10 protein-coding genes and 1 pseudogene are annotated in these 13,988 nt (G+C 38.5%); 6 read left to right on the forward strand and 5 right to left on the reverse strand.

Annotated elements, in window-relative coordinates; translation table 11 throughout:
- From EJF25_RS03395 to EJF25_RS03410, 5 genes and pseudogenes are all read right to left on the reverse strand, one after another.
- On the reverse strand, positions 1-423 hold the full coding sequence (locus EJF25_RS03395) for a SoxR reducing system RseC family protein (protein ID WP_125040050.1): 423 nt from the start codon (positions 421-423) through the stop codon (positions 1-3).
- A 194-nt stretch (positions 424-617) separates the two neighbouring features.
- Positions 618-794, reverse strand: a pseudogene (locus EJF25_RS25000) (phage tail sheath family protein); the annotation flags it as partial.
- 9 nt (positions 795-803) lie between these two features.
- A complete protein-coding gene (locus EJF25_RS26510; RefSeq protein ID WP_370685703.1) occupies positions 804-1,067 on the reverse strand; it encodes a hypothetical protein in 264 nt (87 codons plus the stop codon).
- Between the two features lie 267 nt (positions 1,068-1,334).
- Positions 1,335-1,502 carry a hypothetical protein gene (locus EJF25_RS25005; RefSeq protein WP_200832859.1) on the reverse strand — a complete coding sequence of 56 codons (168 nt, stop codon included), beginning with the start codon at positions 1,500-1,502 and terminating at the stop codon, positions 1,335-1,337.
- A gap of 364 nt (positions 1,503-1,866) precedes the next feature.
- Positions 1,867-3,273 (reverse strand): DUF3078 domain-containing protein, encoded by a 1,407-nt coding sequence (locus EJF25_RS03410; RefSeq protein ID WP_370685700.1) that lies wholly within the window; start codon positions 3,271-3,273, stop codon positions 1,867-1,869.
- Positions 3,274-3,492: 219 nt separating this feature from the next.
- Between EJF25_RS03410 and pyrG the strand changes: the two genes are divergently transcribed.
- The 6 genes from pyrG (at position 3,493) to EJF25_RS03440 (ending at position 13,893) form a co-directional block, all read left to right on the forward strand.
- Complete coding sequence (gene pyrG, locus EJF25_RS03415) at positions 3,493-5,106, forward strand: CTP synthase (RefSeq protein ID WP_125040052.1); 1,614 nt, start codon at positions 3,493-3,495, stop codon at positions 5,104-5,106.
- A gap of 57 nt (positions 5,107-5,163) precedes the next feature.
- On the forward strand, positions 5,164-7,014 hold the full coding sequence (gene yidC, locus EJF25_RS03420; protein WP_125040053.1) for a membrane protein insertase YidC: 1,851 nt from the start codon (positions 5,164-5,166) through the stop codon (positions 7,012-7,014).
- A 93-nt stretch (positions 7,015-7,107) separates the two neighbouring features.
- The gene (locus EJF25_RS03425; protein WP_125040054.1) at positions 7,108-8,439 is read left to right on the forward strand and encodes an MATE family efflux transporter; all 1,332 of its coding nucleotides are present in this window, start codon (positions 7,108-7,110) and stop codon (positions 8,437-8,439) included.
- A gap of 94 nt (positions 8,440-8,533) precedes the next feature.
- Positions 8,534-9,442: a fimbrillin family protein gene (locus tag EJF25_RS03430; protein ID WP_125040055.1), complete on the forward strand. Its 909-nt coding sequence runs from the start codon at positions 8,534-8,536 to the stop codon at positions 9,440-9,442.
- Between the two features lie 12 nt (positions 9,443-9,454).
- Positions 9,455-12,943 carry a leucine-rich repeat protein gene (locus EJF25_RS03435; RefSeq protein ID WP_125040056.1) on the forward strand — a complete coding sequence of 1,163 codons (3,489 nt, stop codon included), beginning with the start codon at positions 9,455-9,457 and terminating at the stop codon, positions 12,941-12,943.
- A 29-nt stretch (positions 12,944-12,972) separates the two neighbouring features.
- Entirely contained in the window at positions 12,973-13,893 is a 921-nt protein-coding gene (locus EJF25_RS03440) for a fimbrillin family protein (RefSeq protein ID WP_160119368.1), read from the forward strand.
- Positions 13,894-13,988 lie beyond the last annotated feature (95 nt).

Raw genomic sequence — 13,988 nt, forward strand, 5'->3', positions numbered from 1 at the left:
TTAAATATTTATTGGTTTTATAGTAAAAGAAAATTTTTGTTTCAGCCTTGCTTTATTCAGCCACAAAATGAAATAATAAGGTATAAGAATAATTAATGAAGAAAGTGCTGCATAAAGCTCATTCTCCATCCATGCCATAAATATAAATAAGGAAGTAACCAGAAGTACGAAAGGTATTACAAAAGCTAACACAACTGCCATCATTCCCATAGAGGTTTCTCCTATTATCATCACCTGCTCTCCTACCTGATATGAGGATGCCGCAGTGTCAGTAATATCAATTACCTTATCTTTACTATCCGCCGAGGAACAATGTCCTTTTGCACTACATGCTGCGCAAGCCGACGTCTGTATGATTCTCACCAACAAATGAGAACCTTGTATGTTTTCCACAATACCTTGATGCTTTATTGTATTAGCCATTTTGCAAACTCAACATTACAAATTGCGGCAAATTTAAGCATTATTTATTAACTACGAAGCATTCACTGTATTTTTTCTGCATATAAAAATGTTATTTTTCGTGTATTCGTTATCGTGCACAAAAAAAGAATTCCTACTATCTGATATTTCATAGTAGGAATTCACTTCTAAATATACTCTAAATCAATGATCTATCAGCCTTCCTGTATTTGATATTGAAAATCGATCTCAATAAACTCAGACGGTTTTGTTATAGCAGCTAATATTCTTATCCGTAAAAAACCTGCCAAAATATCATCCTTAGTCATCGTATCCCCTAACCCGACATGAACTTTGAAAGCTTCATTCGGAACAGCTCCTGCCAAACCTCCTGATTACTTTCACTCTCCAATAATTTCTGAATCACAATTTCCATTCAGAAGTGTTGTAAAAAATCCTTCCAGCACTCCGAAATTGGCCTTATTACACAATAAGCGTTTCATAACCCAATCGAAACGAACATAATTACTTGCCATAAGCCCATCCCCTTCTTTTATGTTTTCTTTCATGAGAACAAAGGTAAACAGAAAAAAAGTTGGAATCCAAGCATATAATTGGAATTGTTTGCGCCGCAAATCCTTTACCGTCCGCATTTTCTTCTCCATTCTTCATAAAGAATCTTTAGCAACGTAACACAATCCACCTACACCGTTTTAGTTGCTTCTTAGACTCAAAAAAACAGGCAGTGAACAAACTCCAGATATATCCTTACCATCCACTTCGGGACCCGTTTCACATCCATGCCATTATAAAACTTAAAGCGGCTCCGACGGCAATCCCCCTTTGCAGATATGGCTTCAGGCGGCTCATAAATATCTACTGCTTAGGAGCCTCCAAAGCTGCCCCAATAATATCAGCCTCGTCTTCCTCAATCATACCGCAATTTCCGGATAATCAAAGTCAGCCACATCCTGATAAGGTAACTCGTAAAAAATCATCCCGTTAATACGCTCATCAATCTGTGAAAGATAATAACTCAAGCCTTGCAATGTCTGTTGAGATATCCAGTGTAGATAAAGTGGTACATAACCATTGCACATATCGAGAATATACTTTCGTTCGCCACTTTCCGATATTCCTGTTTCCGGTTAGCGGTATTTAACAGTCAATTTAATAACAGCAAATTAGGGGAATAAAAAACTCTCAAAAAAAAGGAAGAAGGTATCTAAAAAACGAGTAATTGATTTTCATGAAATCATGAATGTTGGGGAAGTACATCTAATATCTGAATAGGATAAAGCAATCGAGTTTGTGCCACCTTATTAGCACAACTGTGCCATCGTAGTGGCACATTCGTTTTGTCTCTTTGGCACAATTGTGCCAATAAGGTGGCACAATTTTAGTATAGTACACTCAAACAAGTATTATCCGATATCTAATGAATGAATGAACAAACAGTTTTTATTACCAAGTATAATTGATACCAAAGCTAAGCAGCTCTTTCAACTGAAAATAACTTTGATCGTCTTTAGGTTTCGAAGTATCATCATAACGGACATGAATGTATAGTTTAGTAGAAAAATAACGATTCAATACAAAGTTGAATGTATTTTCCCATTCAATACGTACCCACTCATAGTTCGTCAGATAGTTTAAACGAGACTCAAAAGAGACTGGGGCAATAATTCTCCAATTGAACGTTGGTTGCACTTGAGAACCGAAACTATTTATTGAACACTTACCTTTTTCAATACCAAATGAAGTCTCATTTACCTCTGAGTTACCGACATAACGTAAATTATACGTTAAAGGAGCCATAAAAACAGAAAGATTAAATTTCTTTTTGTTTAACTTATAATTCATACCTATACTGACAGCGAGATCAGCAGGAGCCATAAATGCAGAGACAAGAGTTTCGTTATTAGCTTTATAACCATTACAAAACTGAGTCTTAAACTCTGAAGAAATTGTATAATACCAATTTTTAATAGCTCTCAAGCCTAGCTTATTGTAAAGTCGAAACTGATCGGTTGTAACCAAATAGTTATGAAATTCATCTGACGGAGTAGAAGTTATACCAAGCTTGGCTTCCATCTGATTTTCGAAAAGAATTTTTTCATTATCATTATAGTTTGCTTTCAGAAACAGAGTAGCCAATCCTGAAAAGTTACTTTCTCCCCCTTTATACCAATTCTCTGAAATGTGATTCTGGGTGATTTGCAGAGAACCGTTACCACCAGTTACCCACCAATTAGGTCTGTTGAGTTTCATTTTTGCCTTACCGACATTCGCATTCATTTCTTCCGGCTGGAATAATTCAAGTACCCTTGCTTTAGGTGCTATTTCCGGTTTTGCTTCTTCACGAAATGGGGTCCTGCTCATTATCTTATCTTCCGTAGTAACGATTAACTCCGGATGATTAAGATAAAGACCCATCAATGCTTCATTGACCATAACCTTAGTCCGTTCACCCTTTGTAAAAGGAGAAGTGTCGTACGGTAAAAGTGCCGCAGGTGTCAGATTTTTAGGTAAAGAATCAAATTGTGCGGGTTTCCAGTCCATCGTAGAATATTGCTTTATTGGATCATAATAATAAGCCGGCAAAGTGAACAGACGATAATAATCCGGATCACGCCGAATATAACGTGGTGGTACAGACGGATCGTTCAAATAATCCAGCTGACCAATATACTTATTATATAAAAAGGAAACAGTATCCAATTTAGGAGTGTCACCGGACATATTTAAGCGCAACATCAAATATTTCTGTAGAAATGTAGAAAGTGTATCTGCCTCCACCACCTTAGCTGTCGCTGCTATGGTAGGTTGCTTCTCTGTCTGCGCCATAAGCGATGCAGTAAAGCTTATCATAAAAGCTGCTAACAAAACAAATTTACCTCTCATAATATTCATATATTTGTTGCAAAACTACATTATTTTGTTCAGAAATCATAGGATTCTTTTAAAATTGCATTTTTTAATAAATTTGTTGGAACGAAAAACAACATACTTCCTCTTTTTTTTATAATTTTGCGGTTTTTAAGTTCGTAAAAGACTACTAAGTAAACAATAATTAAAACAGTTATAGCTGTGGGAGAAACAAAGTATATTTTCGTCACCGGTGGTGTGGCCTCTTCATTAGGAAAAGGTATCATTTCATCGTCCATCGGTAAATTGCTGCAAGCAAGAGGTTATAATGTAACCATCCAAAAGTTTGACCCGTATATCAACATCGACCCGGGAACTCTAAATCCTTATGAGCATGGAGAATGTTATGTAACTGTAGACGGACACGAGGCCGATCTAGACCTGGGACATTATGAACGATTTTTGGGCATCCAGACGACAAAGGCTAACAACATTACTACGGGACGTATCTACAAAAGTGTAATAGACAAAGAACGCCGCGGAGATTATTTAGGTAAAACAATCCAGGTTATTCCTCACATCACAGATGAAATTAAGCGTAATGTGAAATTGCTGGGTAATAAATACAAATTTGATTTTGTAATTACTGAGATAGGAGGCACAGTAGGTGACATCGAATCACTCCCCTACCTCGAAAGTATCCGCCAGTTAAAATGGGAACTTGGTAAAAATGCACTTTGCGTACATCTTACTTATGTCCCTTATCTGGCTGCTGCGGGAGAATTAAAGACCAAACCGACACAACACTCTGTAAAAGAGTTACAAAGTGTGGGTATCCAGCCTGATATATTGGTTTTACGTACGGAACATCCTTTGAGTGACGGATTACGCAAAAAAGTTGCTTTGTTCTGTAATGTAGATGAAAAAGCGGTAGTACAATCAATCGATGCACCTACTATTTATGAAGTACCTATTTTGATGCAAGCGCAAGATTTGGACAAAACGATTCTTCAGAAAATGGGATTGCCGATTGGAGAGACTCCGGGACTTGGTCCTTGGCGTAAATTCTTGGAACGTCGTCATGCCGCTGAGACCAAAGCACCGATTAATATTGCATTAGTAGGAAAATATGATTTGCAAGATGCTTACAAATCAATCCGCGAGGCATTATCACAAGCCGGAACTTATAACGATCGCAAAGTAGAAGTACACTTTATTAACAGCGAAAAACTGACAGATGAGAATGTTGGGGAAGCTCTGAAAGGTATGGCTGGCGTTATGATCGGACCGGGATTTGGTCAGCGAGGTATTGATGGTAAGTTTGTTGCCATTAAGTATACCCGTACACACGATATTCCGACTTTCGGTATTTGTCTGGGTATGCAATGTATTGCCATCGAATTTGCACGCAACGTATTAGGATATACGGATGCCAATTCTCGTGAAATGGATGAAAAAACTCCGCACAACGTAATTGACATCATGGAAGAACAAAAGGCTATTACGAATATGGGGGGCACAATGCGTCTGGGGGCTTACGAATGTGTATTGCAGAAAGGATCAAAAGCATTCGAAGCTTATGGAGAAGAGCATATTCAGGAACGTCATCGTCACCGTTATGAATTCAACAATGATTTCAAAACTCAGTATGAAGATGCCGGTATGAAGTGTGTAGGTATTAATCCGGAATCCGATCTGGTAGAAATTGTAGAAATCCCAGCATTGCAATGGTATGTGGGAACTCAGTTCCATCCTGAATATAGTAGTACGGTACTGAATCCACATCCGTTATTTGTAGCATTTGTTAAAGCTGCGATAAAAAACGAAAAGAAATGATATGTGATAATACGCAATATCGTAATTCAAAAATTTATAATTCAAAAATAACAAAGAATGGATAAAAACACCATCACTGGTCTCGTTTTAATAGGTATATTATTGGTAGGATTCAGTTTTTTCAGCCGTCCAAGCAAAGAGGAGATTGCTGCACAACAGAAGTACTATGATTCTATAACCTTGGTCCAACAGCAAGCAGAAGCACTGAAAGCGAAAACAGAGGCTGCACTGGCTCATGAAAAAACAGCTGTACAAGCGGACTCTTCTTCTCTGTTCTTCAATACAATGCATGGAACTGATTCAAAGGTTATCATTCAGAACAATGTAGCACGAATAACTTTCTCTACAAAAGGTGGACGTGTCTACTCTGCAATGTTGAAGGATTACATGTCCCAAGATAAAAAGACTCCGGTCGTATTATTCGATGGCGATGATGCTTCAATGAATTTCAATTTCTATAATAAACAAGGAGCTATCCAGACTAAAGATTGTTATTTCGAAGCAGTAAACAAGACTGATAGTAGTGTAACAATGCGATTAGCTGCTGACAGTGCCAGTTATATCGATTTTATCTATACATTGAAACCAAACAGTTACCTGATGAACTTTGAAATCAAAGCAACAGGTATGGCGGATAAATTGGCAAATACGAATTATATTGATATCGACTGGACACAACGTGCACGCCAATTGGAAAAGGGATTCACTTATGAAAACCGTCTTGCTGAACTGACTTATAAGGTGAAAGGTGATAATGTAGATAATTTGTCGGCAGCAAAAGATGATGAAAAGAATTTGGAAAGCATTCCAATTGATTGGATAGCTTTCAAAAACCAGTTCTTCTCTTCTGTATTCATTGCTGATCAGGATTTCAACAAGGTTTCCGTTAAATCGAAAATGGAACAACAAGGAAGCGGATATATCAAAGATTATTCTGCGGACATGAGTACTTTCTTCGATCCGGCAGGAAAGCAACCGACAGAAATGTATTTCTATTTCGGACCGAACCACTACAAGACACTCAAAGCACTGGATAAGGGACGTGACGAGAAATGGGAACTTTCCAGATTGGTATATTTGGGATGGCCATTGATTCGCTGGATCAACCAGTTTATCACAATCAACATATTCGATTGGTTGTCTGGTTGGGGACTGAGCATGGGTATCGTATTGCTGATACTGACAATCATGGTGAAAGTTGTGGTTTATCCGGCTACTTGGAAAACTTATATGTCATCTGCAAAGATGCGTGTACTGAAACCGAAAATTGATGAAATCGGTAAAAAATATCCGAAGCAGGAGGATGCAATGAAGAAACAACAGGAAGTGATGAGCTTATATAGCCAATACGGTGTAAGCCCGATGGGCGGTTGTTTGCCAATGTTGTTGCAGTTCCCTGTTTTGATGGCATTGTTTATGTTCGTACCGAGTGCAATCGAACTTCGCCAGCAGAGCTTCTTGTGGGCAGATGACCTTTCAACCTACGACGCGTTTATTACATTCCCATTCAACATTCCGTTCTTAGGCAACCACCTCAGCTTATTCTGTTTGCTGATGACGATAACCAACGTTCTGAATACAAAATATACGATGTCTATGCAGGATAATGGAGCACAACCGCAAATGGCAGCGATGAAATGGATGATGTATCTGATGCCGATTATGTTCTTGTTCGTGTTGAATGACTACCCTTCCGGATTGAACTATTATTATTTCATATCAACGTTGATTAGTGTGGGAACTGTGATCTTATTGCGCAGAACAACGGATGAAACAAAATTGTTGGCAATTCTGGAAGCCAAGAAGAAAGACCCGAAACAAATGAAAAAGACCGGATTTGCTGCACGCCTGGAAGCTATGCAAAAGCAACAGGAGCAATTACAGCAGCAAAAACAGAATAAAAGATAAGGAGTTTATTTCCGAAAACATATTCTGAGGAAGCCGGGCAGCCATGAGGTTTGTCCGGCTTTCTTTCGCTAAAAACACATTTAATTTTTTTTTATGAAGACAAAATACACATATAAACAAATATGGACCATCTCCTATCCAATCCTGATCAGTTTGATTATGGAGCAAATGATCGGTATGACAGATACCGCTTTTCTAGGACGTGTAGGTGAAATTGAACTAGGATCATCTGCCATTGCAGGTGTTTATTATCTTGCCATTTTCATGATGGCATTCGGTTTTAGTATCGGAGCACAAATATTAATCGCGCGACGTAACGGAGAAGGTAATTACAAAGAAATCGGGCCGATTTTTTATCAGGGTATCTATTTCCTTTTAGCGATGGCTACCATCTTATTTACAATTTCACGAATATTTTCACCCCATATACTGAAGAGCATTATATCTTCGGAACATATTTACGAAGCGGCTTCGAGCTATATAAACTGGCGTATTTACGGATTCTTTTTCTCTTTTATAATGGTAATGTTCCGAGCATACTTTGTAGGGACAACACAAACCAAAACGTTGACTTTGAATTCGATAGTAATGGTCTTATCAAACGTTATGTTCAACTATATCCTGATTTTTGGTAAATTGGGTTTCCCACAATTAGGTATAGCAGGTGCAGCTATTGGTTCTTCATTGTCCGAACTTGTATCTGTTATTTTCTTCATTATCTATACATGGAAGAGAATTGACTGTAAGAAGTATGCACTGAATATCCTGCCTAAGTTCCAGAAACAAACATTAAAACGAATTCTAAATATATCCGTTTGGACAATGATTCAGAACTTTGTTTCTCTATCTACCTGGTTCATGTTCTTCCTTTTCGTAGAACACTTGGGCGAACGTTCTTTGGCAATTGCAAATATCATTCGTAATGTTTCCGGTATTCCGTTTATGATTGCAATGGCTTTTGCCGCGACCTGTGGTTCTTTGGTAAGTAACTTGATTGGCGCAGGAGAACAAGACTGTGTACGTGGAACTATACGACAACATATCCGCATCGGATATACTTTTGTTATACCGATACTGATTATTTTCTGCTTGTTCCCCAATCTGATTCTGAGTATCTATACAGATATGCCCGATTTAAGGGAAGCTTCCATACCATCCTTGTGGGTGTTATGTTGCGCATATCTAGTTCTGGTACCTGCTAATGTATATTTCCAATCAGTATCAGGTACAGGAAATACTCGCACAGCATTAGCAATGGAGCTCGTAGTATTGGCAATTTACGTTATTTATGCTACCTACTTTATACTCTATCTACGCATGGACGTAGCTTTTTCCTGGACAACGGAAAGTGTGTATGGTATATTTACGCTTTTATTCTGTTATATGTATATGAAAAAAGGAAACTGGCAGAAAAAGAAGATCTAAGGATCATCTCTCTTTTTTATGAACCATTATGAACTTGTTTTCTTCCAAATGAGTGTTTATCTTTGTAGCATATAATTAACAAAAGCAAACAAGGATGAAAACACACTATTGGGTTATTGGTTGCCTTTTAATGGCAACAAGTGCATGTTCTTCAGGGGAAGAGGAACATGTAAAAGATCAAGAGAAACCTACAGATCCGATTCCTATTACATTAAACTGTGGAATTACTGCAAGTTCCCGTGCAACAGATTACGGATATGAAAATCAAGACAAGATCGGATTATACGTAGTAAATTATAAGGGAAATACTCCCGGTACTTTGCAAAGTACCGGGAATCATGTAGACAATATAGGATTTACCTATAATGGTACATGGAAACCGAATGTAGATATTTATTGGAAAGATGATAAGACTAAAGCTGATTTCTACTGCTATTTTCCTTACGGTACTCCATCCGAACTTACTTCATATTCTTTTTCAATCAAAGAAGATCAGTCTACGGAACAAGCTTATAAAGATAGCGAATTTCTATATGGAAAGACATCCGGAGTAACTCCAACTGAAAAAGAAGTACTCATCACAACAAATCATATTTTTAGTTGTGCTGTAATAACTGTTCAACCGGGAAATGGATTTACAGCAGAAAGTCTGGCACAAGCTAACGTCAGCGTAAAGATAAACAGAGTATGTACAAAAGCTTCTATTGACCTTACCAAAGGAGTTGCTACCGCAGTTTCCGGATCGGAAAAAAGTATTTATCCTTTCAAAACAGGAGAATCCTCTTCTTATAAAGCATTGATTGTACCACAAACAATATCTGCTGATAATTTCATCACGGTTAGTGTGGACGGAAGAGATTTTAATCTGAAAAAGGATATAACCTTTGCCGGAGGGAAACGTTACAGTATTCCTGTTACTGTGAGCAAAACAAGTAATGGCATCAATGTAGGCATAGGTGCTTGGGAAGACGAAGAAATAGATAATGGCGGTACAGCCGAATAAACTAGAAGCCTTATGAAAAAACAACAGTATCAATATATAGCGGCCTATATGTTGTTGGCGCTAATGTTCATATCATGTCATGACAATGAGATTGTGAAAGATGACTCTCTGAATGGAACTTCAAACATTGTCTCATTATCCGGAGAAATCGATCAGATTGTAGTAACTCGTGTCAATGACAACGGATTTTGTGACGGAGATGTTATGGGTGTGTATGTGGTAGATTACAAAGGTAACACTCCGGGAAAACTGAAAAATAGTGGTAACCGGGGAGATAATGTACGGCACACATTTGATGAAACTGCCTATAAATGGAATTCAGCTTATGACATCTATTGGAAAGATGATAAGACTCACATTGATATCTATGGATATTATCCGGTCGGTACACCGTCGGAAGTGAATGCATACGAATTTGAAATACAAAAAGATCAAGCAAAAACAAGTGGAGATGGTGAATTGGGAGGTTACGAAGCAAGTGACTTCCTATGGGGAAAGGCAATGGATGTAGCTCCTACAGAGAAAGTAATCCGATTGCCATTGCGGCATAAAATGAGTAATGCCCGCATTACTTTGGTAGAAGGCGAGGGATTTACTGAAGGAACTTGGACAAAATTGGAGAAACAAGTTCTAGTTCTAAACACCAAGCGTAATTCAGTAATCGACCTTGCCACAGGTAATGTCACAGCTACAGGAGAAGTGGCCAAAACAGGAACCATTCCTTTTTGTAAGGATAATGAGTTCCGTACCATTGTTGTCCCACAGATTATAGAAGCGGGGAAAACACTGTTCAGTATTACAGTAGACGGTGTTCCTTATACTTTCAAGAAGAGCGAAGCGTTTACTTATGTAACCGGAAAAATGCATAATTTCACGATCAAGGTAGACAAAAAAGAAGCAAGCGGTAAATATGAATTTACACTTATTGATGAATCAATTACCGCATGGGAAAATGATCAGGCTTCACATGAGGCTACGGCTAAAGAATACATTGTGATAAATGTAGAAAAAGCAGGAACACTGAAGGAGTGTATTGCGAAAGCCAACAAGGATTATACAAAGTTGCAGAATCTGAAGATTATAGGAGAGATTAATGCAGAGGATTTCTATTTCATGAGAGATAAAATGACCGTATTACAATCACTGAATCTGAAAGAGGTAAAAATAAAAGCATCCGAAGGAGAAATCGACGGGCGTCCTTGGGGTGACGATGTTATTCCTTACCAAGCGCTCAGAGAGAAAAACACATTAGCGCGTATTGTTTTACCTGATCAATTGAAGGAAATACAAAGAGGTGCATTTTCAGAATGCTACTATTTATCAGGTTCATTAATCATACCGGAAGGAGTAACATATATTGGTGCAGACGCATTTAGTGGATGTACAGCATTAACCGGTTCCCTGTCATTACCTTCGACATTAGAAATTATAGACGGGGGAGATTTTTCAACTAATATGGGAGCATTTGCTAAATGCGGTTTTGTATGCGAGCTTAAGTTACCTGAGAAGCTTAAAAAGATAGGTATGCATTGCTTTAGGGAATGTACTGGATTTTATGGAGAGCTTAAATTACCTTCCAACTTAACATATATTGGAAAACTAGCTTTTTATCAATGTAAAAATCTAACAGGAGATCTTGAAATTCCACAAGGAGTGACAGAAATAAATGAAGCTTGCTTCAAAGAATGTGGTTTTAATGGATTACTCAGTTTGCATGACGGAATCACAGGAATTGGCCTCGAAGCTTTTCGAAGTACCCCTTTAAAAGGTGAATTAAACTTGCCAAAAAAACTGATCGTTATTAGTGATCACACATTCGAAGGTTGTGATTTTTCCGGTGAATTAAAACTTCCTGAAGAAATAAGCACTATTGGAAACAACGCTTTTACAAATAACTGGAGATTAATGGGAGTGCTTGAAATTCCTGAAAACGTACAAAGTATCGGTGCAGGAGCATTCGCAAATTGCCGTAGTATAGAAGGACTTGTGTTCCCTGAAGGATTAGAAAACATACGTTTTGAAAGTGAATGGGGAGATATAGGTGGGGCTTTCTCCAATTGTTTCGGCATCGGATCTATCGTATGCAAAGGAACCATCCCCCCTTACGTACAATCCGGTGCTTTCAACGGTGTTCCCAAAGATAACTTCACCCTCGAGGTACCGGAATCCGCTATCCAACAATATCAAACAGCAGTGGGATGGAATGATTTCAAACGCATAGCCGCACACCGTGAATTAGTTTGCCGACCATCCATAGCTAATGCAATCAACACCCAATGTACACGTAAGCTGACATTGAATGCAGAAAGCGACTGGGAAGTGGAAAGTATTCCATCTTGGTGCAGTTTGTCTCAAACCAGCGGTTCGAAGAAAACAGAACTGACTCTAACTATCCAAAGTATGCCACAAGGTACAACTGAAGGACGTACCGGTGACATTGTATTCAGACTGAAAGATAAAGAGTATACGACTAAATGTTCAGTTTCGCAATATGACTACACATACGGTGAAGATGAAATTATAACTTTACAAAGGGCTACTAAGGGAAATAATGGCGGTATCAATCTTGTATTCTTAGGAGACGGATACAATGCGGAAGATATATCCAAAGGAAAATATATGAAAGCAATCAAAGAACAAATCGAAAACTTCTTTGGTATAGAGCCTTATACGTCTTATCGTGATTACTTTAATGTGTATACCGCTATTGCTGTTTCTCCTGAAAGTGGTATCGGTACTATCAACACGGTCCGCTATGCGAAATTTGAAACAACCTTTACCGGAGGTGTAGGACTGAGATGTGATTATGATGCAGCATTCAACTACGCACTACGGATGCCGACAGTGACAAAAGCAAATTTGAACCAAACACTGATTATTATGACTCCTAATACAACCGATTATGGTGGTATCTGCCAAATGTGGGATGACGGTTCGGCAATTGCTTTCTGTCCGATGAGTACCTACGGTTATCCTTTTGACACTCGTGGAGTAATCCAACATGAAGCTGGAGGACATGGATTCGGAAAACTGGGTGACGAGTATATTTATCACAATGAATTTATCGACTTTTGTACATGTACCTGTTGCGAACACGTATTTGAATTCAAATATGCTAAATCATTAGGATGGTACGACAATCTATCCCTTACCGGAAAGATGCATGAAGTACCTTGGAGCCATTTGATCTTTGACGACCGGTATAGTGACCGGGTAGATATCTACGAAGGCGGATTTATGCACAACCGTGGTGTATTCCGTTCAGAACAAAATAGTTGTATGAATAATGACATTCCATATTACAGTACCATCAGTCGTGAATCAATTGTGAAACGTATCAAGCAATATGCAGGTGAAACTTATTCATTCGAGGACTTTGTCGCTAATGATAAAGTGAGCCAAGAAGTCAAGGTGCGTGCTATGAATGCTCCTTATATGGGAGGTCGTGTACATTCGTTCCAATATCCTCCTAAAATTCATAAAGGCAGTCCACTGAAATGATGAAATGTAAAACTAAAACTGAAAGTAAAATGAAAAAGAATATTCATATTATCTATACTGCCTGTATCGGATTTGTATTCTGCATGGCGGGATGCGGACAGGAAAATACAATACGGAAAGAGACGGAACAGGACAAGATCATGAAATTCCAAATCATACATCCGTCACAACAATCAAAGAGTGTTCTCCGTGCCACTGAAACTGCTTTCGAAACAAATGACCAAATCGGTTTATATGTTACCGAGCAGAATGAACCTTTGCAGGTAGCAGGTAATTATGCAAATAATGCCTCGCTGACTTACAACGGAACAGCATGGATTCCGGCAAAACCTATTTACTGGAATGACGGCACCTATGATGTATATGCTTATTATCCTCATTCCTCTCCCATTCTATCTGTAGACGAAGCCAAATTCAATGTAGCTTTAGACCAAAGCACAATAAAGACAGCTAATAAATTAGGAGGATATGAAGCCAGCGATTTCCTATGGGCATCGGCTAAAAAACAAACAGCCGGCAACGCTGCCGTTTCACTGAAATTCAGGCATTGTATGAGTAAACTCATAGTACGACTCATCAAAGGAGAAGACTATGAAGGAGACTTGGCGGAAGATGCAACAGTGTATATTCACAATACTGTGCCGAGTGCCACTATTGATCTTAGCGTGGGAGTGGCTACTAAAGCGTTATATGGTACAGAAGCCAGCATAAAGGCTAAGCCGGCAGGTGATCACCAATATACCGCCATCCTTGTTCCACAAAGAATAGATAACAGACGTCCTCTGATAGAGGTGGTAATGAAAGGTGTATCTTATCTGATGGAAAGCAAATTCCTTTTCAAGCCGGGCATACAGCATACTATCTCGCTGACTATATCAAAGAATCCGGATCAAGTGAAAATCGAAATAGGGGGTGAAATCGAAGATTGGGAATCAACACAGGAATCATAAAATCATTTTAACGAGTTGCAGGCTATATCAGAAGCGCTAAATATCTATTTCGCTTTTGATATAGCCTCATCTTTTTCACAACTGTATATAGGGAT

The sequence above is a fragment of the Bacteroides faecalis genome, from assembly GCF_003865075.1.
GTDB classification, from domain to species: Bacteria; Bacteroidota; Bacteroidia; order Bacteroidales; family Bacteroidaceae; genus Bacteroides; species Bacteroides faecalis.